General features: G+C 67.2%; 20 protein-coding genes, 1 tRNA gene and 2 pseudogenes. 9 read left to right on the forward strand and 14 right to left on the reverse strand.

All coding sequences use genetic code 11. From position 1 onward, the window contains the following. Positions 1-57: 57 nt before the first annotated feature. Positions 58-1,593, reverse strand: coding sequence for a methionine--tRNA ligase (gene metG, locus CWS39_RS16380; protein WP_102143987.1), 1,536 nt, complete (start codon positions 1,591-1,593; stop codon positions 58-60). A 24-nt stretch (positions 1,594-1,617) separates the two neighbouring features. On the opposite strand from metG, the gene CWS39_RS16385 reads away from it, so the two are divergent. The 3 genes from CWS39_RS16385 (at position 1,618) to rsmA (ending at position 4,551) form a co-directional block, all read left to right on the forward strand. Continuing rightward, positions 1,618-2,463 carry a TatD family hydrolase gene (locus CWS39_RS16385; protein ID WP_199178148.1) on the forward strand — a complete coding sequence of 282 codons (846 nt, stop codon included), beginning with the start codon at positions 1,618-1,620 and terminating at the stop codon, positions 2,461-2,463. Between the two features lie 82 nt (positions 2,464-2,545). After that, complete coding sequence (locus tag CWS39_RS16390) at positions 2,546-3,673, forward strand: resuscitation-promoting factor (RefSeq protein WP_102143989.1); 1,128 nt, start codon at positions 2,546-2,548, stop codon at positions 3,671-3,673. After that, a complete protein-coding gene (gene rsmA, locus CWS39_RS16395) occupies positions 3,670-4,551 on the forward strand; it encodes a 16S rRNA (adenine(1518)-N(6)/adenine(1519)-N(6))-dimethyltransferase RsmA (RefSeq protein WP_102144027.1) in 882 nt (293 codons plus the stop codon). Before CWS39_RS16390 ends, rsmA begins: the two co-directional genes overlap by 4 nt. Here rsmA and CWS39_RS16400 read toward each other — a convergent pair. Continuing rightward, positions 4,548-5,327, reverse strand: coding sequence for a serine/threonine-protein kinase (locus CWS39_RS16400; RefSeq protein WP_102144028.1), 780 nt, complete (start codon positions 5,325-5,327; stop codon positions 4,548-4,550). The genes rsmA and CWS39_RS16400 overlap by 4 nt on opposite strands. A gap of 54 nt (positions 5,328-5,381) precedes the next feature. On the opposite strand from CWS39_RS16400, the gene CWS39_RS16405 reads away from it, so the two are divergent. From CWS39_RS16405 to CWS39_RS16425, 4 genes and pseudogenes are all read left to right on the forward strand, one after another. Then, a complete protein-coding gene (locus CWS39_RS16405) occupies positions 5,382-6,347 on the forward strand; it encodes a 4-(cytidine 5'-diphospho)-2-C-methyl-D-erythritol kinase (RefSeq protein ID WP_102143990.1) in 966 nt (321 codons plus the stop codon). 376 nt (positions 6,348-6,723) lie between these two features. Then, positions 6,724-8,358, forward strand: a complete 1,635-nt coding sequence (locus CWS39_RS16415; protein ID WP_102143991.1) for a fatty acyl-AMP ligase — start codon at positions 6,724-6,726, stop codon at positions 8,356-8,358. 46 nt (positions 8,359-8,404) lie between these two features. After that, positions 8,405-8,845: pseudogene (locus CWS39_RS16420) on the forward strand (ATP-binding cassette domain-containing protein); the annotation flags it as partial. After that, a pseudogene (locus tag CWS39_RS16425) lies at positions 8,842-9,071 on the forward strand (ABC transporter permease); the annotation flags it as partial. The pseudogenes CWS39_RS16420 and CWS39_RS16425, both read left to right, overlap by 4 nt. Before the next feature lie 2 nt (positions 9,072-9,073). Here CWS39_RS16425 and pth read toward each other — a convergent pair. The 8 genes from pth to CWS39_RS16465 all read right to left on the reverse strand — a co-directional run bounded on the left by pth (position 9,074) and on the right by CWS39_RS16465 (position 15,091). Further along, the gene (pth, locus tag CWS39_RS16430; protein ID WP_102143992.1) at positions 9,074-9,652 is read right to left on the reverse strand and encodes an aminoacyl-tRNA hydrolase; all 579 of its coding nucleotides are present in this window, start codon (positions 9,650-9,652) and stop codon (positions 9,074-9,076) included. A 6-nt stretch (positions 9,653-9,658) separates the two neighbouring features. After that, positions 9,659-10,336, reverse strand: coding sequence for a 50S ribosomal protein L25/general stress protein Ctc (locus tag CWS39_RS16435; protein ID WP_102143993.1), 678 nt, complete (start codon positions 10,334-10,336; stop codon positions 9,659-9,661). 144 nt (positions 10,337-10,480) lie between these two features. Continuing rightward, complete coding sequence (locus CWS39_RS16440) at positions 10,481-11,350, reverse strand: oxidoreductase (protein ID WP_102143994.1); 870 nt, start codon at positions 11,348-11,350, stop codon at positions 10,481-10,483. Positions 11,351-11,377: 27 nt separating this feature from the next. Further along, positions 11,378-12,040 (reverse strand): LpqN/LpqT family lipoprotein, encoded by a 663-nt coding sequence (locus CWS39_RS16445; RefSeq protein WP_431306142.1) that lies wholly within the window; start codon positions 12,038-12,040, stop codon positions 11,378-11,380. After that, entirely contained in the window at positions 12,034-12,408 is a 375-nt protein-coding gene (gene arsC, locus CWS39_RS16450; protein WP_102143996.1) for an arsenate reductase (glutaredoxin), read from the reverse strand. Before arsC ends, CWS39_RS16445 begins: the two co-directional genes overlap by 7 nt. Beyond that, entirely contained in the window at positions 12,409-13,389 is a 981-nt protein-coding gene (locus CWS39_RS16455) for a ribose-phosphate diphosphokinase (RefSeq protein ID WP_102143997.1), read from the reverse strand. It abuts the gene before it with no gap. A 75-nt stretch (positions 13,390-13,464) separates the two neighbouring features. After that, complete coding sequence (gene glmU, locus CWS39_RS16460) at positions 13,465-14,934, reverse strand: bifunctional UDP-N-acetylglucosamine diphosphorylase/glucosamine-1-phosphate N-acetyltransferase GlmU (protein WP_102143998.1); 1,470 nt, start codon at positions 14,932-14,934, stop codon at positions 13,465-13,467. A gap of 85 nt (positions 14,935-15,019) precedes the next feature. Beyond that, a tRNA-Gln gene (locus tag CWS39_RS16465) sits at positions 15,020-15,091 on the reverse strand. 121 nt (positions 15,092-15,212) lie between these two features. On the opposite strand from CWS39_RS16465, the gene CWS39_RS16470 reads away from it, so the two are divergent. Then, positions 15,213-15,806 carry a TetR/AcrR family transcriptional regulator gene (locus CWS39_RS16470; RefSeq protein ID WP_102144029.1) on the forward strand — a complete coding sequence of 198 codons (594 nt, stop codon included), beginning with the start codon at positions 15,213-15,215 and terminating at the stop codon, positions 15,804-15,806. Between the two features lie 2 nt (positions 15,807-15,808). On the opposite strand, the gene CWS39_RS16475 is transcribed toward CWS39_RS16470, so the two are convergent. From CWS39_RS16475 to CWS39_RS16490, 4 genes are all read right to left on the reverse strand, one after another. Further along, positions 15,809-16,333, reverse strand: a complete 525-nt coding sequence (locus tag CWS39_RS16475; protein ID WP_142386860.1) for a hypothetical protein — start codon at positions 16,331-16,333, stop codon at positions 15,809-15,811. A gap of 16 nt (positions 16,334-16,349) precedes the next feature. After that, the gene (locus CWS39_RS16480) at positions 16,350-17,567 is read right to left on the reverse strand and encodes a C2 family cysteine protease (protein ID WP_102144000.1); all 1,218 of its coding nucleotides are present in this window, start codon (positions 17,565-17,567) and stop codon (positions 16,350-16,352) included. 87 nt (positions 17,568-17,654) lie between these two features. Then, complete coding sequence (locus CWS39_RS16485) at positions 17,655-18,176, reverse strand: LppA family lipoprotein (RefSeq protein ID WP_233213538.1); 522 nt, start codon at positions 18,174-18,176, stop codon at positions 17,655-17,657. 64 nt (positions 18,177-18,240) lie between these two features. Then, entirely contained in the window at positions 18,241-19,779 is a 1,539-nt protein-coding gene (locus CWS39_RS16490; RefSeq protein ID WP_233213539.1) for an alpha/beta hydrolase, read from the reverse strand. Between the two features lie 163 nt (positions 19,780-19,942). On the opposite strand from CWS39_RS16490, the gene mfd reads away from it, so the two are divergent. Beyond that, positions 19,943-23,566, forward strand: a complete 3,624-nt coding sequence (mfd, locus tag CWS39_RS16495) for a transcription-repair coupling factor (protein WP_102144003.1) — start codon at positions 19,943-19,945, stop codon at positions 23,564-23,566. Positions 23,567-23,574 lie beyond the last annotated feature (8 nt).

The following is a 23,574-nucleotide window of genomic DNA, read 5'->3' on the forward strand; positions in this document are numbered from 1 at the left end:
AAACCTGCCTCATTTCGGCGCGAATTGGGTAGTTTTCCGTCTGCTCGCCGGAAGGATTCACTCCGCCTGGTAGCGCGGGAACACCCCAGACGGCGCCGGCAGCGACGTGCCGGGCTTCAGCCGCGTCTCGATCGCCGCGAAGGTCCGCTGATCCTCCGGCTGGCCGAGCAGGTCGAGCAGCTTGCCCGTCGACTCGGGCATCACGGGCTGGGCCAGCAGCGCCGCCACCCGCACCACCTCGAGCGTGGTGTACAGAACGGTGCGGAACCGCTGCTCGTCAGACTTGCGCAGCACCCACGGCTCCTGCGCGGAGAAGTACTTGTTTGCCGCGCCCAGCACCGACCAAATAGCCTCCAACGCCAAATGCATGGCGCACGCGTCGAAGTGCTCCCGCACCCGCTCCAAAAGACCGCCCGCCGCGTCGAGCAGCGCAACGTCGTCGGCGCTGAATTCGCCTGGCTCCGGGACGATTCCGTCGAGATTCTTGGCGACCATCGACAGCGAGCGTTGCGCCAGATTGCCCAACTCGTTGGCCAGGTCGGCGTTGATGCGGGTGATCATGCCCTCGTCGCTGTAACTGCCGTCCTGCCCGAACGGCACTTCACGCAACAGGAAGTAGCGCACCTGGTCCACCCCGAACGTGTCGACCAGGTCCACCGGGTCGACGACGTTGCCGACGGACTTGCTCATCTTCTCGCCACGGTTGAGGACGAAGCCATGGGCAAAGACCTTGCGCGGCAACTCGATTCCCGCAGACATCAGAAACGCCGGCCAGTACACGGCGTGGAACCGGATGATGTCCTTGCCGATCATGTGCAGATCGGCGGGCCAAAACCGCCGGAACGCCTCCGACGACGTGTCGGGATAGCCCACGCCCGTCAGGTAATTCGTCAGCGCGTCCACCCACACGTACATGACGTGCTCGGGATGGTCGGGCACCGGCACGCCCCAGTCGAAGGTGGTGCGCGATATCGAGAAGTCGCGCAGCCCACCGGAAACGAAGCTGACCACCTCGTTGCGCCGCACGTCGGGCTGGATGAACTCGGGGTGGGCCTGGTAGTGCGCCAACAGCTTGTCGGTGTAGGCCGACAGCCGGAAGAAGTATGTCTGCTCCTCCATCCACGTCACCGGCGCGCCCGTCTCGGTGGCCACGCGGTTGCCGTCGGCGCCGACGGAGAGCTCGGCCTCGGTGAAGTAGCGCTCGTCGCGCACCGAGTACCACCCCGAATAGGTGTCGAGGTAAATGTCGCCGGCGTCGTTCATCCGTTGCCAGATCGCCTTGGAGGCTTCGAGATGGTCCTCGTCGGTGGTGCGGATGAACCGGTCGAAGGAGATGTTGAGCTTCTCGTAGAGCCGCTGGAACACATCGGAGTTGCGCCGGGCGAACTGCTCGGTCGGAAGACCTTCGGCGGCGGCCGTCTCCGCCATCTTCTGGCCGTGCTCGTCGGTGCCCGTCAGGAAGCGGACGTCGAACCCGTCGAGGCGCTTGAACCGCGCGATCGCGTCGGTCGCGATCTTCTCGTAGGCGTGCCCGATGTGCGGCGCGCCGTTCGGATAGTCGATCGCGGTGGTGATGTAGAAAGGCTCACTCATTTGATTCCACCTTATTGTGTGCGCGTGAGCCCAAGCCGTCCGGCGCCGCCGCCCCCAGAGCCGCTGAGCCCGCTCGTCGACGCGCACACCCACCTCGACGCGTGCGGGGCCACCGACGCCGCGAGCATCCGGGCGATCGTCGACCGCGCCGCGGCCGTCGGCGTGCAGGCCGTCGTCACCATCGCCGACGACCTGGCCTCCGCACAATGGGTGACCCGGGCCGCCGACGCGGACCCGCGGGTCTACGCGGCCGTCGCACTGCACCCCACCCGCGCCGGTGCGCTCACCGACGACGCGCGCAAAGCCATCGAGGAACTCGCGCAACATCCGAGAGTCGTTGCCGTCGGCGAGACCGGGCTGGACAACTACTGGCCGGGCAAGCTCGACGGCTGTGCGGACCTCGCCACCCAGAAAGAGGCGTTCGCCTGGCACATCGACCTCGCCAAGCGCACCGGTAAGCCGCTGATGATCCACAACCGCAACGCCGACGCCGACGTGCTCGACGTCCTCACCGCCGAGGGCGCGCCCGAGACCGTGATCTTTCACTGCTTCTCGTCCGACGCGCAGATGGCCCGCACCTGCATCGACCGCGGCTGGCTGCTCAGCCTGTCGGGCACGGTCAGCTTCCGCAACGCCAAGGCGCTGCGCGAAGCCGCGCCGATGATCCCGCCCGGGCAACTGCTGGTGGAGACCGACGCGCCGTATCTGACCCCGCATCCCTATCGGGGCGCGCCCAACGAGCCGTACTGCCTGCCCTATACGGTGCGGGCGCTGGCCGACGTCGTCGACCGGCCGGCAGACGAGATCGCGCAGGAAACCACCGCCACCGCCACGCGGGTGTACAAGATCGGGGAGAGTTGCCCGCCGTAGGCCTTTTCGTTACCGTCTTGTGATCGATTGCTGTCCGTGCGGCTCTGTTGTACCTGCCGTCCGACGTCGGGGATAGACAGATTTGAATGCTCTGAACAAACTCCACGAAGCGCGTTCGCCACAACTGCGGCTCCTGGTGGGGGCGATGCTGCTCGCGTTGATCTTCGCCGGGGGATACGCCGTCACCGCGCACAAGACCGTCACGCTGACCGTCGACGGCGCGCCGATGACGGTGCAGACGATGAAGTCCACGGTCATCGATGTCGTGAAAGAGAACGGGTTTGACGTCGGCGACCGCGACGATCTGTACCCCGCCGCCGACGAGACCGTGCACTCCAACGACACCATCGTGCTGCGCCGCAGCCGGCCACTGCAGATCTCGCTGGACGGCCAGGGCAGCCGGCAGGTGTGGACGACGGCCTCGACGGTCGACGAGGCGCTCAAGCAGCTCGAAATGACCGACAAGGCGCCCGCGGCGGCCTCCCGCCGCAGCCGGGTTCCGCTGGCCGGCATGTCACTGCCGGTGGTGAGCCCCAAGACCGTTGCGCTCAACGACGGCGGCACCCTGCGCACCGTGCGCCTGGCCGCGCCCAACGTCGCCGCGTTCCTGGAGGCGGCCGGTGTGCCGCTGCAGCAGAGCGACAAGGTGGTGCCTGCCCCGTCGTCACCCGTCGTGGACGGCATGCGCATCGACGTCACCCGGATCCGGATCGAGAAGGTGACCGAGCGGCTTCCGCTGGAACCCGGCCACAAGCGCATCGAGGACCCGACGATGAACAAGAGCCGCCAGGTCGTCGAGAACCCGGGCAGCCCCGGCACCCAGGACGTCACGTTCTCCGTCGCGAAGGTGAACGGCGTCGAAACGGGCAGGTTGCCAGTAGCCAATGTCGTAATCACGCCGGCTCAAGACGGCGTGTTGCGCGTCGGCGCGAAGCCCGGCACGGAGGTGCCGCCGGTGACCAACGGAGCCACCTGGGATGCCCTCGCACAGTGCGAAGCCGGTGGTAATTGGGCCATCAACACCGGCAACGGGTATTACGGCGGCGTTCAATTTGACCAAAACACATGGGAACGCAACGGCGGTCTGAGGTATGCTCCGAGGGCAGATCTGGCAACAAGAGAAGAGCAGATTGCGATTGCTGAGGTCACTCGGGCGCGGCAAGGTTGGGGCGCGTGGCCTACGTGCAGCGCGAGACTGGGGGCGTCCTGACGATTCGGCTACTCGGGCGGACCGAGATACGGCAATTGGCGAAAGAGCTTGACTTTCGCCCACGCAAGTCATTCGGACAGAACTTTGTCCACGATGCCAACACCGTGCGCCGCATTGTGTCGGCGTCCGGAGTGCACCGGCACGACCACGTGATCGAGGTCGGTCCCGGCCTCGGATCCCTGACGCTGGCGCTGCTGGACCGCGGCGCACACGTCACGGCCGTGGAGATCGACCCGGTGCTGGCGCGGCAGCTGCCCAAGACGGTCGCGGAGCATTCGCACAGCGAGATCAATCGGCTGACGGTGCTCAACCGCGACGTCTTGGACCTGCGTCCCGATGAGGTGGAGAACCAGCCGAGCGCGCTGGTGGCCAACCTGCCGTACAACGTCGCCGTGCCGGCGCTGCTGCACGTGCTCGCCGAGTTCCCGTCTGTCAAGACGGTCATGGTGATGGTGCAGGCGGAGGTGGCCGAGCGGCTGGCCGCCGAACCCGGCGGCAAGGACTACGGGGTACCCAGCGTCAAGGTCCGGTTCTACGGCAAGGTGCGCCGCTACGGCATGGTCTCGCCGACGGTATTCTGGCCGATTCCGCGGGTGTATTCCGGGCTGGTGCGCATCGACCGCCACGAAAGCCCGCCGTGGCCAACCGATCCGGAGTTCCGCGATCAGGTCTTCGCGCTTATCGACACCGCGTTCGCGCAGCGGCGCAAGACATCTCGCAACGCTTTCGCGGAGTGGGCGGGCTCAGGTAACGAATCGGCCCGCCGGTTGCTGGCGGCCAGCATCGACCCGTCTCGGCGGGGCGAGACGTTGGGCATCGCGGATTTCGTTCGGCTGCTGCAACGTTCGGGTGAGGCCGAGGAAGTCAGCGCGTACTAACGCAGCACGCGGGTCAGCGCGGCGACGAACTCGGTGCACGTCGGGTAGCGCACCTCGGGGTCCTTGGCCATCGCCTTGGCGATCTTCGAGTCGAACGCACGCGGCAGCCACGACAGGGATTCAGAGAACCGGGGCGGCTGATCGTAAAGCTGCGCATAGGTGAGCTTGAGCGACGAGTCGACGCGAAACGGCGGCGCGCCAGTCACCAATTCGACTGCGGTGCAGGCCAATGCGTACTCGTCGGTGGCCGCCGTCGGGAAATGCCCGCGCAACATCTCCGGCGCCGAATAGGGCAGTGACGCCTCGACCCGCTGCGGCAGGCTGCGTTCGGCCACCGCGTAGGCGACACCGAAGTCGATCAGCACGGCACGCGAAAAGTCTTGCGACACCAGAATGTTCGACGGTTTGACGTCGCAGTGCACGATGCCGTGCTGATGGGTGTAGTCCAGCGCGTCGGCGATCTGGGCCAGTGCGGTGAGCCGGCCGTCGAGCGTCGGCACGGCCAGCACCGTGCCGCCGTCGAGCAGCTCCATCGCCAGCCAGCCGGGTCCGGAGTCGTAAACGGTGACGATGTTGGGGTGATGCAGCTGACGCGCGAACTCGATCTCGCGCCGCAGCCGGGCCAGCGCAGCGGGGTGGCGGTGGGCCTCGTCGAGCACTTTGAGGGCGACGACGCGCTCGCTGGCGTCGTGGGCGCGGTACACCGCGGCATACCCGCCGCGGCCCAGCGCCGCGTCGACCACGTAGTCGGCGAACCGCTCGCCGGTGGACAGCACACCCACAGCGTAGGTTCGCCGACGGCCCGGCAGTTGCGGCGCTAATGTCGTGCCGTGTCCGCGTCCGACGGAAGTACCGCATCCGAGTGGGTTCCCACCGGATCGGTCACCGTTCGCGTGCCCGGAAAGGTCAACCTGTATCTGGCCGTCGGGGATCGGCGCGATGACGGCTACCACGATGTGACCACCGTCTTCCACGCCGTCTCGCTGTTCGACGAGGTCACCGTGCGCAACGCCGACATGCTGACCGTGGAGCTGTCGGGCGAGGGCGTGGAGTCGCTGCCGACCGACGAGCGCAACCTGGCCTGGCGGGCGGCGGACTTGATGGCCGAGCACGTCGGGCGCAATCCGGACGTGGCAATCTCCATCGAAAAGTCGATTCCGGTAGCGGGCGGGATGGCCGGCGGCAGCGCGGATGCGGCGGCGGTGCTCGTCGCGATGAACACGCTGTGGGAGCTCGGTGTGCCCCGCCGCGATCTGCACGCGCTGGCCGCGCAGCTCGGCAGCGACGTGCCGTTCGCGCTGCACGGCGGCACCGCGCTGGGCACCGGCCGCGGCGAGGAATTGGCGACGGTGTTGGCGCGCAGCACGTTTCACTGGGTGCTGGCGTTCGCCGACGGAGGCCTGTCGACGCCCGCGGTGTTCAGCGAGATCGACCGCCTGCGGGCGTCGGACAAAGAGCTGCCGGCGCGGCTCGACGACCCGGAGCCGGTGCTGGCCGCGCTGGCGTCGGGCGATCCGACCGAGTTGGCGCCGCTGCTCGGCAACGACCTGCAGCCCGCCGCGCTGAGCCTGTATCCCGCGCTGCGCCGTACCTTGCGGGCCGGTGCAGACGCGGGGGCGCTGGCCGGCGTCGTATCGGGCTCCGGGCCGACGTGTGCGTTCCTGTGCGCCTCGTCGGCGTCGGCGATCGACGTCGGCGCGCAGTTGGCCGGCGCGGGCGTGTGCCGCACGGTGCGGGTGGCCAGCGGCCCGGTGCACGGCGCCCGCGTGGTGCCCGCGCCGTCGACGTCGGTATGAGTGTTGAGATTGCACACAGGGCTGCAATTTCGCCCGTCGCACGACCGTGGACGCAATCTCAACGCGGCAAGCGCCCCGCAAAAGCGGAGATTTGGTCACAACTCGGTGTGACCCAGACCTCAATTCTCGCGATAGTTTGGCGGTTACTTAAGGGTCTCTTAAGATGAGCGGCGGTGAATGCTAGCGGTCAAGCAACGGACGCGAAAACTTCGCCCATCGGACATGGTGGTGGGCGGTCGCGTAGCCATATCACCGGTGCATCACCGATTCGAGACATAACCGCAAACCAGACGTGCGCGCGCGCCTCCGTGGAGGTGCCGTCTATCGGGCGGAACATGAATATCCGGGCATCGACGCCGGTCAACAGGAGGTTGTCGTGAGCAGGTTCACCGAGAAGATGTACCGCAATGCCCGCACCGTCACCACGGGCATGGTCACCGGCGAACCCCACGAACCCGTCCGGCACACCTGGGGTGAGGTGCACGAGCGGGCCCGCCGCATCGCCGGCGGCCTGGCCAAGGCGGGCGTCAACCACGGCGACGCCGTCGGCGTGCTCGCGGGCTTCCCCGTCGAGATCGCCCCGACCGCGCAGGGCGTCTGGATGCGCGGCGCCAGCCTGACGATGCTGCATCAGCCGACCCCGCGCACGGACCTGGCGATGTGGGCCGAGGACACCATGACCGTGATCGGGATGATCGAGGCCAACGTGGTCATCGTCTCCGAGCCGTTCACCGCCGCGATCCCGGTGCTCGAGGAGAAGGGCATCAAGGTCGTCACGGTCCCCGACCTGCTGGCCGCCGAGCCGATCGACCCCGTCGACACCGACGAGGACGACCTGGCGCTGATGCAGCTGACGTCCGGCTCCACCGGTTCACCCAAAGCCGTGCAGATCACGCATCGCAACATCTACTCCAACGCCGAGGCGATGTTCATCGGCGCCAAGTACGACGTCGACAACGACGTCATGGTCAGCTGGTTGCCCTGCTTCCACGACATGGGCATGGTCGGCTTCCTGACGGTGCCGATGTACTTCGGCGCCGAGCTGGTCAAGGTCACGCCGATGGACTTCCTGCGCGACACGCTGCTGTGGGCGCGGCTCATCGACAAGTACAAGGGCACCATGACCGCCGCGCCGAACTTCGCCTACGCGCTGCTGGCCAAGCGGCTGCGCCGGCAGGCCAAGCCCGGTGAATTCGACCTGTCGACACTGCGTTTCGCGCTGTCCGGTGCGGAGCCCGTCGAGCCCGCCGACGTCGAGGATCTGCTCGACGCGGGCAAACCGTTCGGGTTGCGTCCCGAGGCGATCCTGCCCGCGTACGGCATGGCCGAGACGACGCTGGCGGTGTCGTTCTCCGAGTGCGGCGCCGGTCTGGTGGTCGACGAGGTCGACGCCGACCTGCTGGCCGCACTGCGTCGCGCCGTGCCCGCCACCAAGGGCAACACCCGTCGGCTCGCGTCGCTGGGCCCGCTGCTGGAAGGCCTGGAGGCCCGCATCATCGACGAGCAGGGCAACGTCATGCCGCCGCGCGGTGTCGGCGTCATCGAATTGCGCGGTGAGCCCGTGACGCCCGGCTACATCACCATGGGCGGTTTCGTTCCGGCGCAGGATGAGCACGGCTGGTACGACACCGGCGACCTGGGCTACATGATGGAGAACGGCCACATCGTGGTGTGCGGCCGCGTCAAGGACGTCATCATCATGGCCGGTCGCAACATCTATCCGACCGACATCGAACGCGCCGCCCAGCGCGTCGAGGGTGTGCGACCGGGGTGCGCCGTCGCGGTGCGTTTGGACGCCGGGCACTCGCGCGAAACCTTCGCCGTCGCAGTGGAATCCAACGCCTGGCAAGATCCCGCCGAGGTGCGCCGCATCGAGCATCAGGTGGCCCACGAGGTGGTCGCCGAGGTCGATGTGCGGCCGCGCAACGTCGTGGTGCTGGGCCCGGGCACCATCCCGAAGACCCCATCGGGCAAGCTGCGTCGCTCCACCTCGATCTCGCTTGTCACGTAAGCCTCGCTGGTAACGAACTGTCGGTGGGCGCCGCTACGGTCGGTGTATGCAACCGGCCATGGAAGCGATCGAGCTGGTCAAGAGGTTCGGCCCCAACACCGCAGTCGACGGCGTCAGTTTCACTGTTCCCGCGGGCACGGTGCTCGGCCTGCTCGGCCCCAACGGCGCCGGCAAGACGACCACCGTGCGGATGATGACGACGCTGGCCGAGCCCACCAGTGGCACCGCGCGGGTGGCGGGTTTCGACGTCCGCCGCGAGCCAGACAAGGTGCGGCGCAGCATGGGCCTCACCGGACAGGTCGCCACGGTCGACGAACTGCTCACCGGCCGTGAGAACATCCGGATGATCGGCAGCCTGTACGGCATTCGTCGTAAAGAGCTGTCGCGGCTGAGTGAGCAACTGCTGGAACAGTTTTCGATAGCCGACGCCGGCGATCGCGTGGTCAAGTCCTACTCCGGCGGGATGCGGCGCCGGCTCGAATTGTCCCGGCCCAGCCGATGCCGCACTGGCTACGGGTGATCGCGGAGTGGAATCCGGTGTCGTCGCTGGCGCAGGCCATGCGCGAGCTGTGGGGCAATGGCGGGCCCGCGCCCGAGGGCGCTCAGCTGCGCTGCACCATCCGGTTCTCGCAACCGTTCTCTGGTCGCTGGCGGTGACGGCCGTCTTCGCGCCGTTCGCATTGCGCGCCTATGCCCGTCGCACCGCCGACTAGGGCTAGCCCCAGGCGTGCACGGTGTTCTGCGCTGGCTCGAGGCCCTGGGCGATCAGCAGCTCGGTCGCGTCGGCAGCCTGCTCGCAGATGGTCGGCACTTCTTTCCACTCCGCGGAGGTGAAGTTGCTCAACACGAACGACGCGCCGTCCATGCGCCCCGGCGGCCGGCCGATGCCGATGCGCACACGTTGAAAGTCGTTGCTGCCCAACGCTGATGCCACTGAACGTAGGCCGTTGTGGCCGGCCAGGCCGCCGCCGAACTTGAGCCGGATGCGGCCGAACTCGATGTCGAGCTCGTCGTGAATCACCACGATGTCGGCCGGCGGCACCGAATAGAACTTGGCCAGCGGGCCCACCTGCCGCCCCGACTCGTTCATGTAGCAGCGCGGTTTGGCCAGCACCACCACGCGGCCCGCGAGGCGGCCGGTGGCTATCTCGGCGCCGGACTTCTTGTGCACCTTGAACCCGGAGCCGATGCGGTCCGCCAAGATGTCGGCGACGAGGAACCCCAGGTTGTGCCGAGTCGTGGCGTACTGCGGTCCAGGGTTGCCCAGGCCGACCACCAGCTGGGCTTCGGCCATGGCGGCTTACTCGGAGGCTTCCTCGGCCGGAGCCTCTTCCGCGGGGGCCTCTTCGGCTTCCTCGGCAGCAGCCTCTTCGGCTTCGGCCACCTCGCCGGCGCCCTCGGCCTCGAGCTCCTCGGCGGTGGGCGCGGCGACCACGTTGACCACCAGCATCTCCGGATCGGACACCAGCACCACACCGTCGGGCAGCTCGACCGAACCGGCGGTGAACTGCGTGCCGATGTCGGCGCCCTCGACGGACACCACGAGCTGCTCGGGGATCGCCTGCACGTCCGCCTCGATCTCGATCGTGTTGGCGTCCTGGGTGACCAGGGTGCCGGGCACGGCGTCGCCCTCGACGACGACGTTGACCTCGACGGTCACCTTCTCGCCCTTGCGCACGACGAGCAGGTCGGCGTGCTGGATGCTGCGCTTGATCGGATGGATGTCGAGCGCCTTGGTCAGTGCCAGCTGCTCCTTGCCATCGATGTGCAGGGTGAGCACCGCGTTGGTGCCGGAGTGACGCAGCACCGCGGCGAAGTCCTTGGCGGGCAGTTCCAGATGCTGCGGATCCGAACCGTGGCCGTACAGGACGGCGGGGATCTTGCCTTCGCGCCGGGCGCGGCGCGATGCGCCCTTACCGGTCTCGGTGCGAACCGAAACCATCAGCTCGTTCGTGGTGCGGGCCGAAGTCTTGGCCATGGGTGTTGCTCCTCAAAATGCCGGTCGTTGCTCGAGCACGGCCAGGGTCGCAACTAAAGAGTCAGGTTCCCGTCGATTACGGTGGCCATCCGAAATGGCAGCCACCCTCGCCGTGACGCCCGACGAGAGTAGCAAACGGGCACCTCAGAGAGCGAATTTGGTGTCTGTGAGCTGCTCGGAGAGCTCCCACAGTGCGGTCGCGGTCTTGGCGCTGCGCGCCAGCGGGCTGCGCCCGACGCGCGCCGTGGGGCCGCGCATGGCGAACCGCGGGCCGACGAAACTGTCGCCCGGCAGATCCTGGGCCACCGCGTACAGCGTCTGGCGGGCGCCGTAATCGGCGTCGGTGGCGAGCAGCCGGTTGCCGGCCGCCGAGAGCCGGGCGCCGATCGGGTTTCCGGTGTGGCCCTGCAGATTGGTGGCCGAGTAGCCAGGATGCGCCGCCAGCGCCCGTACCGACGAACCCGCGGCGTCCAGGCGGCGCTGCAGCTCGCTGGTGAAAAGCAGGTTGGCCAGTTTCGACTGCCCGTAGGCCGGCCAGGCGAAGTACGGCCGCGACTTCCAGTTCAGATCGCGCAGGCTGATGTAGCCGATCCAGTGCATCGTGGACGACACCGTCACCACCCGGTCGGTGATCTTCGGCAGCAGCAGATTCGTCAGCGCGAAATGGCCGAGATGATTGGTGCCGATCTGGCTTTCGAACCCGTCGACGGTCAACGCGTATGGCACCGCCATGATGCCGGCGTTGTTGACCAGCACGTCGACGCCGTCGACACCGGCCGCGAACTCGCGCACGGACGCGAGATCGGCCAGGTCCAGTTTGCGCACCTCGACGTCACCCGTCATCCGCGCGGCGGCGGCGTCCCCCTTGGCGGTGTTGCGCACCGCGAGGATGACCTTGGCTCCGACCCGCGCAAGTTCGCGTGCGGTCACCTCGCCGAGGCCGCTGTTGGCGCCGGTGACGATGACGGTGCGGCCGGCGAATGACGGCAGGTCTGCGGCGGTCCAGTCGCTCATGGCACAACCCTACTGGCCCTCGCGCCGCTACCTCTTGGGCGCGGGCGGCACCTCTACTTTGAAACCGCCGATGATCGCCTCGATATCGGCCGACTCTTCGAAGGCCTTTTCCGCGTAACCGGTCACCGTCAGCTGCACCAGGTAGCGCTGGTTGGCGGGCGGCGAGCCGGTCGGGAACACGATGCGGTTGTAGCTGTGCATCCGCCGGTCGTGCAGGTCGTAGCTGCCCTCGATCATCGCCGACGGAAAGCCACGCCAGCTATCCGTGGATGCGTGCAGCCGCTTGAAGTTCTTCGACAACTCCGCGTCGGCATAGCCGTGCTGGACCGCCTGGGCCACATCGAAGTCGCCATTGAGCTTGAACACCAACAGCATTGCCATCGGATAGCCGTCGCCCTTGGCGATAGCCCAGGTGCCCGGCGCGAAGTTCGGGTTATTCACCGGCTTCCATCCGGGCGGTGTGGGCACCGTGACTGTGAGATCGGTGAGTTTGTCGGGTGGGACCGTCTCGCCGGTGACGCCGACGCTTTCCAGATACTGCGCCACCGGCACCGGCGTCTCGGTGGTGGTTGGAGTCGTGGAACCGGGTGTGGTCCAGATGGACTGGTAGTCAGGGGTTTCCGCGCCACACCCAGTCCCGGCGGCGATCACCAGGGCGGTACAAGCGGCCCAATGGCGAATGCTCACAATATCTCGCGGACGTTGTCGATCGGCCGGGCCAGACGAGTGCCCTTCGGGGTGACGACGAACGGGCGCTCGATCAGGATCGGGTGTTCGGCCATCGCGTCGAGCAGTTCGTCGTCGGAGGCATCGGCCAAACCAAGCTCGTCGTACAGGGATTCGCGCTTTCGCACGGCGGTGCGGACGTCGATGCCGGCATCACGGATCATCGTCGCGAGCTCTGCCCGCGACGGCGGCGTCTTCAGATACTGGATCACGGTCGGCTCGATGCCGTTGTCCCGCAACAACTCCAGCGTCTTACGAGAGGTCGAACAGCGCGGGTTGTGGTAGATCACGAAGGCGCCTGGCCGCCGACCTCCTACGTTCGCAGAAGCCACTCACGCGTCTCCGTCGAAAAGTCCTGTGACCGAGCCGTTTTCGAACACCGCCCGGATGGTGCTGGCCAGCAGCGGGGCAATGGACAGTACGGTCAGCTGCGGGAACTGCTTGTCCTCGCCGATGGGCAGGGTGTTGGTGACGATCACCTCGCGCGCGCCGCTTCCGGCGAGCCGTTCAGCGGCCGGCGGCGACAGCACACCGTGGGTGGCGGCGATGATCACGTCGCCGGCACCGTCCTCCAGCAGCAGCTTCACCGCGCCGGCGATGGTGCCGCCGGTGTCGATCATGTCGTCGATCAGCACGCAGGTGCGGCCCTTGACGTCACCGACTACCCGGTTGGACACCACCTGGTTGGGGACCCGCGGGTCTCGCGTCTTGTGAATGAACGCCAGCGGTGTGCCGCCCAGCGCGTCGGCCCATTTCTCGGCGATGCGCACGCGGCCGGAGTCGGGGGAGACGACCACCATGTTCTCGCACGGGTAGTGCTCGGCGATGTAGCCGGTCAGCAGGTTCTGAGCCCGCATGTGGTCGACCGGCCCGTCGAAGAACCCCTGGATCTGATCGGTGTGCAGATCGACCGTGACAATCCGGTCCGCCCCGGCCGTCTTGAGCAGATCGGCCACCAGCCGCGCCGAGATGGGTTCGCGGCCCCGGTGCTTTTTGTCCTGGCGGGCATAGGGATAGAACGGCAGGATCGCGGTGATGCGCTTGGCGCTGCCGCGCTTGAGCGCGTCGATCATGATCAGCTGTTCCATCAGCCACTGATTCAGCGGCGCGGGATGGCTTTGCAGCACGAACGCGTCGCAGCCGCGGACCGATTCGTCGAACCGGACGAAGATCTCGCCGTTGGCGAAGTCGCGGGCGGTCTGCGCGGTGACCGGGACGTCGAGCTCCTTGGCGACCTGCTCAGCCAGTTCGGGGTGCGCGCGACCCGAGAAGAGCATCAAATTTTTGCGGTTGTCGGTCCACTCGGTGCCCACTGTGCCCTCGCCGGTCGGGGATCGATTTCGGCTTAATCGTACGGGTTGCCAGATGGCCAACAACCGGCAACCGGCTCACGGCTTGTCGGGGTCGTCCGGCTTCGCCTCGCGGCTGAGCGCTTCACGCGCGGCCTTGTCCGCCTCCGAACCCGGACGTTTGCGCGCCACCCAACCCTCGATATTGCGCTGCGGGCCCGCCGAGACAGCCAGCGCGCCGGGCGGCACGTCGTCGCGCACCACGGATCCTGCGCCGGTGTAGGCGCCGTCGCCGACGGTCACCGGGGCGATGAACATGGTGTCCGAGCCGGTGCGCACGTGCGACCCGATGGTGGTGCGGCTCTTGGTCTCGCCGTCGTAGTTGACAAACACGCTCGACGCGCCGATGTTGCTGTGCTCGCCGATGTCGGCGTCACCGACGTAGGTCAGGTGGGGCACCTTGGTGCCGGTGCCGATGGTGGAGTTCTTGACTTCGACGAACGCGCCCAGCTTGCCGTCGGCACCCAGCACACTGCCGGGCCGCAGATAGGTGAACGGTCCGACGCTCGCGCCGTCGCCGATCACCGACTGACCGCCGTGCGTGCGCACCACCGACGCCGCCTCGCCGACCGTCACGTCGGCCAGCGTGGTGTCCGGCCCGATGATGCAGTGTCCGCCAATGCTGGTGCGGCCCAACAGCTGAGTGCCGGGCTGGATGACGGTGTCGCGGCCGATGGTGACGTCGACGTCGATCCAGGTGGTGGCCGGGTCGATGATCGTCACCCCCGCGCGTTGATGCGCGGCGACGATGCGACGGTTCAACTCGGCGGCGAGCTCGGCGAGCTGGACACGATCGTTGACGCCGGCCACCAGGGCGCTGTCGTCGACGTGCCTGGCGCGCACCAGGCGACCGTCGGATCTGACGATCGCGATCACGTCGGTGAGGTAGAGCTCCTGCTGGGCGTTGTCGGAGCGCAGTCGACTCAGCGCGGAGCGCAGGGCGGCGATGTCGAATGCGTATACAGCGGCGTTGACCTCGGTGATGGCCTGCTGGGATGGGCTGGCGTCGGCCTGCTCGACGATGCCGATCACCTCGTCGTCCTGGGTGCGCAGCACGCGGCCGTAGCCGGTCGGGTCGGCCAGCGTCGTGGTCAGCACGGTCGCGGCGGCGTCGGTGCCGTGCGTGGCGATGAGATCGGCCAGGGTGTCGGCGTCGAGCAGCGGGACATCGCCGGCGGTGACGACGACAGTTCCGGCGAAATCGTCGGGCAGTGCGGCCAGCCCGCATCCGACCGCGTGGCCGGTGCCCAGCTGCTCATCCTGCACGGCGATGTCGATGCTGCGGCCCAGGTCCTCGGCCAGCTGCTCGATCGCCGGCGTCACGCGCTCGCGGTCCTTGCCGACCACCACCACCAGGTGCTGCGGGGCGACCTTGGCGACGGCGTGGATCGCATGGGCCAGCATGCTGCGCCCGCCCAGCGTGTGCAGGACTTTGGGGGTGTCCGAGCGCATGCGCGTGCCGGCCCCGGCCGCCAAGACCAGGACTGCGGTGTCAGAAGATGCCGTCACACCTCTCCTCTCCGGCGAGCGACCGTGTTTGTACGCCGACACACCGTCAACAGTGTCATTTTGCGGTCGCTCGCGGAAGTTTGAGCTCCGTCGCCAGGACTCGAACCTGAACTATCTGAACCAAAATCAGAGGTGCTGCCGATTACACCACGACGGAATGATCAACTCGTGATGCTAGTCGAAGCGACGAGGCCGGCGGGCAGGAGCAAAGCGACCAGGGGATTACGCTGATAGTCGTGGCAGCGCCCGAAAAGGAAGTGCGCGCACCGCGCGCGCGGATGACCGGCAGCGAACGGCGTCAGCAGCTCATCGAGATCGCCAAGTCGCTGTTCGCCGAGCGCGGCTATGACGGCACGTCGATCGAGGAGATCGCACAGCGGGCCAACGTTTCCAAACCCGTCGTCTACGAGCATTTCGGCGGCAAGGAGGGCCTGTACGCAGTGGTCGTCGACCGGGAGATGTCGGCGCTGCTCGACGGCATCACCTCCTCGCTGACCAACAACCGGTCGCGGGTCCGGGTCGAACGCGTCGCGCTTGCGCTGCTCACCTACGTCGAGGAACACACCGACGGGTTCCGCATCCTGATCCGTGACTCGCCGGCGGCGATCACCTCGGGCACCTACGCGACGTTGCTCAACGACGCGGTCAACCAGGTGTCATCGATCCTGGCCGGGGATTTCTCCCGCCGCGGGCTGGATCCCGACCTGGCGCCGCTGTACGCGCAGGCGCTCGTCGGGTCGGTGTCGATGACCGCGCAGTGGTGGCTCGATGTGCGCGAGCCGAAGAAAGAGGTGGTGGCCGCGCACGTGGTCAACCTCGCCTGGAACGGGCTGACCCACCTCGAGTCCGACCCGGTGCTACACGAGGAATAGCGCTACGACGGCCGCATGACGAAATAGCCGAGCAAGCGCTCGTCTGAGTCTGGGTCAACCGATTTCGAGTACTGCACCGCGGCGACGATCCGATCGTCGAACTGGCTGCGCAACCAACTGCCGGACCGCCAGATGAGATAGTCGACGTTCTGCCCGTTCACCTGGGTGCTGGCATCGCTGTCGAGTTGATAACCGAATTCACCACTTAGATAACTTCCGCTGATTTTCTCGACGGCGTTGAACCCGCCGGGGTAGAGGAACAGCCGCTCGTCTTCGATGCGGTAGCCCGGTTTGATCGACTGCGCGGCCTCACGCAGCCGTTCGGCGAATCGCGTTCTGTCGGGTTCGGGAAGTTGGTCCAACGGCGTTGCCGGCAGCATGCCGATCGCCTGATCTTGGGCATCCATCGGCGGTTTCGGTCCGGCGAACACCGGCTGCTGCGAAGCCTTATACACCTGGAAGTACACCCCGATGCCGGCGACCAGCGCGACGGCCACCAGTGCGGCGATCAGCAATTTGCGCGTCAACGTGCTCACCCCTCGCTTACATCCGCCCGATATTGACCGATGCCGCCGGCCCCAGTCCGGGGATCATTCCGGGTGAACCCATGAGATCACCGACCGACATCTTGACGAAGGGCGGTCCGCTGTCGGGGCCCCACGGGTTGCGCAAGGTCACGACGGCGTCGCTACCCGTTCCGGTGATGCTCTCCACGGTGTAGACGTGCGCTTGTTCAAGCGGTCCCTGGAAGTAGTTGGTGGAGACCGTCACGGGCTGACCGCTCTGCAGCGCGTTGGAGATCTTTTGGTCGAGGTTGTAGTCGACGAACGGCACCGCTTCGAACGCGGGAATGATCACCTCGCCGCGATTGCCGGTGAGGGCTTCCATCGCGTCCCAGGCCAAGCCGCTTTCGATGCCCTCGATCCCTTCGCCCGGGGCATGCATATTGGCGTACGCGGATTCCAAGACGGCCGGCCACAGCGGCCCACCGTTTTCGTCGCTCGCGCCGTGAGCGTCGATATTCGCCTGGATGTCGTCTTGGGAGACGGGTATCTCGCGCCACTGATTTCCGTCCCACAGCGTGACGTTGAAAGTGCCGGTCGCCGGGTCGTACTTGATGCGGTCTTTGATCCGTTGCGGATCGGCATTCGCGATCGCACCCATCGTCGCAGCGAGGTAGCAGTCACCGATGTCGTCCTGGTCGATGTCTGCCGACGACGGGTCGCCGTCGTACAGGTCCTCCTCCGTGAATTCGAACTCCGGCGGCGGCGTTTGGGGCGCGGGGCCGAACGTGCCGTTGAGGGCGTTCGCGGTGGACTGGTCGACGGCATCAAATTGCCCGAGCAGGGTTTTCAGTGTCGATGTGTAGGCCGCCGCCAACGCAGGCGTCATCAACGGGTTGGAGCCCAATGAGCGCACGGTCCCGTCATCGGAAATCAGGCCTCCCAGCGCAGCGGCCTGTGATGCGACGTTCTGAATCTCGGCGCGTAACGCGCTCAAACCGGTGCCGCCAGACCGCAGCGTCGAGGCCATCGCCTCCAGCCGACTGCGCAACGCGTCCTGCCGAGCCAGGTCAGTCTCTGCACGGGCCTGTGCGGCCGTCGCGGCTTGCCCTTGCCAGTTGGCGGTCAAGTCAGCCAGGGCGCCGCGCTGCGCACCGATGTGTGTGCCGAGATGCGTCGCGGAACTTGTCAGCTGACCGGCCGCGTCCAGCAAACCTTCCGGGCGGGTCGCAGCGACCAGCGATATCGTCGCGGCCATCGCCCTCCCGGTGCCAGTTAACCCTGTTCAGAACGCTAACACGGCTGAAAGGTCGGTACGCGCACCAAAATCGCGGCCGCAACCGAGCTACGACGGCGGCGCGGCGTCGCGGGCCTTCCGCTTGTCCTCGGCGGTCAGATAGCAGCCGGTCCTGACGTACAGGTTCGCGGCTTCCGACGACCCGAACGTCAGGACGCCGCCATCATCGTCGGCGATGGTCAGTCTCTTGGCGTTGTCGTCGCTGGCGTTCTCGGTGCGGCTCTGCACATGGGTGTAGCCATATCGCGCGGCGATGTCGATGATCGCTTGCGACGCGGTCTGCCACAGCGCCGCCGTCACCGGCACGTTGGATGTGTAGTGGCGACTGGTGTAGCTCTTGCCGTCCGTCGAGCCGAAATCCCCGCACGGCGTGCTCTGAGGATCTCGGTTCGGCGTCCACGCAGAACCCGGTACCACGCGGGAGAGTTCGGCCGTGATCTCGGCGATCATCCGGTCCCTGTCGGCGAGTACCTGTTCGGCGTCGCGGCGGCTGAGCAGTTCGCCGAGCTCGCCAGGTGTTCCGTAGCCGTAGTCGCCGGCGCCGGTGACTTGCGGCTCGGACTCAGACATCGGCCCGCATCCCATCAGCGCGATGGCCAGCACACAACAGCTCACGAGCCGCCACATCAATCTCTCAATCCTCCACGACTACGTATCGTTCATCCTGCCCAAGGCCCGCCACGACAACCGCCTGATTGTAGAGGGCAGTGGTGTCCACAAAGGAGTACTCGCTGTGGCCGGTGGACTCATTGCGCGGACCCAACGATGTTGTCTCGGCGTTGGTGGACAGGTCGGTGAAGCCCGGCAAGCTTGACGGGATGACGGCGCCGTACCGGCCAAGGTTGGCCACCGCATCGTTCTTGGCGTGCTCGACGAAGACATGGCCCTCGGACAGGTGCAGATCCGAGGGCGACACGTTGTCGGCGAACTGCCACGGGTTGGTCTCCAGCCCGGGCGACCCCATGAAGACGACGTCGTCGGCGGCGGTGCCGCGCTGCAGCGCCTCGCTGGCGAGCAGTGATCCGTACGAGTGCCCCAGCACCGTCAGATGTGGATCGGTGTCGCGGGCACTGTCGATGCCATTGATGAACGACGCCAGCTCCGGCGCATTGTCGTCGGCGTAGTGTGGGCTGCCGGCCTGCGCGACGTTTGACGGCGGTTCGTAGCCGAGCCAGGCCACCGTGGCAACCGTCTCGTTCGGTTTGTTGGCTTCGTTCAACACGGCCTCGGTCTCCGACTTCAGCCAGCCTGCTTGCTGGACGTAGGTCGGCAGATCGTTGCCTTCCCCGGGTTTGTCGTAGGTCACCGCGCCGGTGCCGGGCACGTACACGCTGACATGGTCGGCGGTGTCGACATTGCCGATCGCGACCGCCACCTTCGGGTGCTCACCGTCGAAGTCCACCACCAGCAGCTGGCGCGGCGGTTCACCCGCCAGCGCCGCGTCGATCTGCTCCAAGGTGCCCCGTTCCTCCGCCGTGAGGTTGGGATCGTTACGCAAGGCGTTGAGCCGGTTGCGATTCGCGGCGTCACGCGCCACTCCGGGCACCCCGTCGAGGTTGCCGATCCACTCCGGCCGCTCGGCGATCAGCCGGTCTTGCTCCTCCGTGCTCAGCGAGTCCCACCATTGGTTCACCTCGGTGTCGGTGGCGCCCTCGGGCGGCTTGAGCTCGTCGATGGGCTTCTCGGTATTCGGTGCCGGTGCCTGGTGCGCCGGTCCGCCGAACGATTGGGAGATCTGGCTTGCCGCCGACCGGTCGACGGCATCGAACTGCTGCAGCATGCTTTTCAGCGACGTGGTGTAGGCCGCCGCCAGCGTCGGCGTCATCAACGCGCCGTTGCCCGACGACCGCACTGTGCCGTCGTCGCTGACGATGCCGCCGAGCGCCGTGGCCTGCGCGGCCAGGCTCTGGATCTGCGTCCGCAGTGCGCTCAAATCTGCGCCGGCCGACGACAACGCCGATTGCGTGGCGCCAAGCTTCGTCGCTAACTCCTGCTGGCGTTTCAGATTCTGCTCACCGCGGGTCAGCGCCGCGCTGGCCGCGGTGCCCTGCCAGCCTCCGGCGAGGTCGGCCAGCCCGCGCTGCTGTGTGGCGATCTGGCTCTGCAGCGACTGAATCGAGGTCGCCAGCCGGCCCGAGGCCTCAGTCAGCCGGTCCGGCTTGGAAGCGGCCACCACCGAGATCGTCGCCGCCACAAGCGCTCCCGTCGCGTCTGCCTATGTCCAGCCAAAAGTTAACACGCGTCAGGAGGGGGTATTCGCACCAATTTTTCGGGCGCTGCTACGGGTGGGGCCGCATGGGCGGCAGCGTCGGTCAGCCACCTAGGATGGAGGAATCATGACCGCAGCGGGGCACACCTCTGTCCAGACCCCGATTGCGGGGCTCATCGACCTGGCCCTTGGCGATCCGTCGCTTCAACAGGTCATCCGCCGCGCCGCCGAGCGACCCGACGATCTGGCGATGGTCGGCCCGGCCAGTGCTCGGGTCCTGGTGGCGGCGGCCCTGGCACAGACGGGTCAGCTGCTGGTGGTCACCGCCACCGGACGCGAAGCCGACGACCTGACCGCCGAGCTTCGCGGTGTGCTGGGCGAGGCCGTCGCACTGTTTCCGTCGTGGGAGACATTGCCGCACGAACGACTCTCACCCGGCGTCGACACCGTCGGTGCCCGGGTGATGCTGTTGCGCCGGCTGGCCCACCCCGACGACGCGCGGCTCGGGCCGCCGTTGCGGGTGGTGGTGACGACGACGCGTTCGCTGTTGCAGCCGATGGCCCCGGATCTGGCCGACCTCGAGCCCGTCACGCTCACCGTCGGCACGGATGCCGAGTTCGAAGGCGTCGTCCAAAGGCTCGTCGACCTGGCCTACACCCGCGTCGACATGGTCGGCAAGCGCGGCGAATTCGCCGTGCGCGGCGGCATTCTCGATGTTTTCCCGCCCACCGCCGAGCACCCGGTGCGCGTCGAGTTCTGGGGCGACGAGGTCTCCGAGATGCGGATGTTCTCCGTCGCCGACCAGCGGTCCATCCCCGAGATCGCGATCGACACGGTGGTCGCGGTGCCGTGCCGTGAGCTGCTGATCACCGACGACGTCCGCGACCGCGCGGCCAAGCTGGCCGCCGACCACCCGAAGACCGAAAGCGGCATCCCCGGCACCGTGCCCGACATGCTGGCCAAACTCGCCGAGGGCATCCCCGTTGACGGGATGGAGGCGTTGCTGCCGCTGCTGCGCCCCGGTGACCTCTCGACGCTGCCCGATCATCTGCCGGCGGGCACTCCGCTGCTGGTGTGTGATCCGGAGAAGGTGCGCACCCGCGCGGCCGACCTGATCAAGACCGGCCGCGAGTTCTTGGAGGCGTCGTGGTCGGTCGCAGCGGTCGGTGGCGACGCGCCGATCGACATAGAGGCGCTGGGCGCCTCGGGGTTCGTCGAACTCGAGGACGCGCGCGCGGCCGCGCGCAAGGGCGGGCATCCGTGGTGGACGCTGTCGCAGCTGTCCGACGAGTCGGCGCTGGAGCTCAACATTCGTCCGGCGCCGTCGGCGCGTAGTCAGCATGTCGTCGACGAGATCTTCGCGATGCTGCGCGCGCACGTCTCGACGGGCGGGCATGCGGCGGTCGTCACCCCGGGCACCGGCACCGCCCACCGCGTCGTCGAGCAGCTGGCCGAATCCGACACGCCGGCAACGATGTTGGAGCCCGGTGCCCCGCCGAAGCCCGGCGTCGTCGGCGTACTCAAAGGGCCACTGCACGACGGCTTCGTGCTACCCGGCGCCAACCTGGTCATCATCACCGAGACCGATCTGACCGGCAATCGGATCACCGCCACCGACGGTAAACGGCTGGCGGCCAAGCGTCGCAACGTCGTTGACCCACTCGCGCTGACCGCAGGCGATCTGGTGGTGCACGATCAGCACGGCATCGGCCGGTTCGTCGAGATGACCGAGCGGGTCGTCGGCGGCGCGCGGCGCGAGTACCTGGTGCTGGAGTACGCGTCGGCCAAACGCGGCGGCGGGTCCGACCGGCTGTATGTGCCGATGGATTCGCTGGACCAGCTCAGCCGCTACGTCGGTGGCGAGTCGCCGACGCTGAGCAGGCTCGGCGGCAGCGACTGGGCCAACACAAAAACCAAGGCGCGCAAGGCTGTTCGCGAGATCGCCGCCGAGCTGGTGTCGCTGTACGCCAAACGGCAAGCCTCGCCGGGCCACGCGTTCGGACCCGACACCCCGTGGCAGGCGGAGATGGAGGACGCGTTCGGTTTCACCGAGACCGTCGACCAGCTGACCGCCATCCAAGAGGTCAAGGCCGACATGGAAAAGCCCATCCCGATGGACCGGGTGATCTGCGGCGACGTCGGCTACGGCAAGACCGAGATCGCGGTGCGGGCGGCGTTCAAGGCGGTGCAGGACGGCAAGCAGGTCGCGGTGCTGGTGCCGACGACGCTGCTGGCGGATCAGCATCTGCAGACCTTCACCGAGCGGATGGCCGGCTTCCCGGTCACGGTCAAGGGGCTGTCGCGGTTCACCTCGCCCGCCGAGTCCAAGGCGGTGCTGGAGGGCATGCGCGACGGCAGCGTCGACATCGTCATCGGCACGCACCGGCTGCTGCAGACGGGCGTGACGTGGAAGGACCTCGGCCTGGTCGTGGTCGACGAGGAACAGCGGTTCGGCGTCGAGCACAAGGAGCACATCAAGTCGATGCGCACCCATGTCGACGTGCTGACCATGAGCGCCACGCCGATTCCTCGCACGCTGGAGATGAGTCTGGCCGGCATCCGGGAGATGTCGACGATCCTCACCCCGCCCGAAGAGCGCTACCCGGTGCTCACCTTCGTCGGTCCGCAGGACGACAAGCAGGTCGCGGCGGCGTTGCGACGCGAACTGTTGCGCGACGGGCAGGCGTTTTACATCCACAACAGGGTGCGCTCCATCGACCAGGCCGCGGCGCGGGTCCGCGCGCTGGTGCCCGAGGCACGCGTAGCCGTCGCACACGGGCAGATGCCCGAAGAGCAGCTGGAGCGCACCGTCGAAGGCTTCTGGAACCGCGACTACGACATCTTGGTGTGCACGACGATCGTCGAGACGGGGCTGGACATCTCCAACGCCAACACCTTGATCGTCGAGCGCGCCGACACCTTCGGGCTGTCGCAGCTGCATCAGCTGCGTGGCCGGGTGGGGCGGTCGCGGGAACGCGGCTACGCCTATTTCTTGTATCCGCCGGACGCTCCGCTGACGGAGACGGCCTACGACCGGCTGGCAACCATCGCGCAGAACAACGAGCTGGGCGCGGGCATGGCGGTCGCGATGAAGGATCTGGAGATCCGGGGCGCCGGAAACGTGCTCGGCGTCGAACAGTCCGGGCATGTCGCGGGTGTGGGCTTCGACTTGTACGTCCGGCTGGTCGGCGAAGCCGTCGAGGCATACCGGGCCGCGGCGGACGGGAAAACCGTTGCGGCCGTTGAGGAACCGAAAGATGTACGGATCGATCTGCCGGTCGATGCGCATCTGCCGCCGGACTACATCGCCAGTGACCGGTTGCGGCTGGAGGGCTATCGCCGACTGGCGGCCGCGGCGGACTCTGAAGCGGTCGATGCGGTAGTCGAAGAGCTGGTCGACCGCTACGGCCCCTTGCCCGAGCCGGCGCAAAGACTGGTCGAGGTGGCCCGGCTGCGGTTGCTGTGCCGCCACCACGGAATCACCGAGGTCAACGCGGTATCGGCGGCCACTGTACGGCTGGCCCCGCTGCAACTCCTGGACTCTCAGCAAATACGACTCAAGCGGATGTACCCGGGGGCGAGCTATCGCGCAACCACCTCCACCGTGCAGGTGCCGATTCCGCGCGTGGGCGACGGCCTCGGTGCGCCGCGCATCCGTGATCTTGAACTAGTCCGAATGATCGCCGGTCTGGTATCGGCGCTTAAGGTAAACCCGCAGGGAGATACTGATATAACGAAATCCGGAGGTTAGGTGGCCAA

Origin of the sequence: Mycobacterium hubeiense, from assembly GCF_002838065.1 — a bacterium.
Taxonomy (GTDB): Bacteria; Actinomycetota; Actinomycetes; order Mycobacteriales; family Mycobacteriaceae; genus Mycobacterium; species Mycobacterium hubeiense.

Excerpts from the sequence above, each read along its gene's own strand:
- CWS39_RS16485 (WP_233213538.1), bottom strand. The coding sequence starts at position 18,176 with ATGTCTGAGTCCGAGCCGCAAGTCACCGGCGCCGGCGACTACGGCTAC.
- metG (WP_102143987.1), bottom strand. The coding sequence starts at position 1,593 with ATGAGTGAGCCTTTCTACATCACCACCGCGATCGACTATCCGAACGGC.
- pth (WP_102143992.1), bottom strand. The coding sequence starts at position 9,652 with ATGGCCGAAGCCCAGCTGGTGGTCGGCCTGGGCAACCCTGGACCGCAG.
- CWS39_RS16435 (WP_102143993.1), bottom strand. The coding sequence starts at position 10,336 with ATGGCCAAGACTTCGGCCCGCACCACGAACGAGCTGATGGTTTCGGTT.
- CWS39_RS16440 (WP_102143994.1), bottom strand. The coding sequence starts at position 11,350 with ATGAGCGACTGGACCGCCGCAGACCTGCCGTCATTCGCCGGCCGCACC.
- CWS39_RS16470 (WP_102144029.1), top strand. The coding sequence starts at position 15,213 with ATGACCGGCAGCGAACGGCGTCAGCAGCTCATCGAGATCGCCAAGTCG.
- mfd (WP_102144003.1), top strand. The coding sequence starts at position 19,943 with ATGACCGCAGCGGGGCACACCTCTGTCCAGACCCCGATTGCGGGGCTC.
- CWS39_RS16480 (WP_102144000.1), bottom strand. The coding sequence starts at position 17,567 with ATGGCCGCGACGATATCGCTGGTCGCTGCGACCCGCCCGGAAGGTTTG.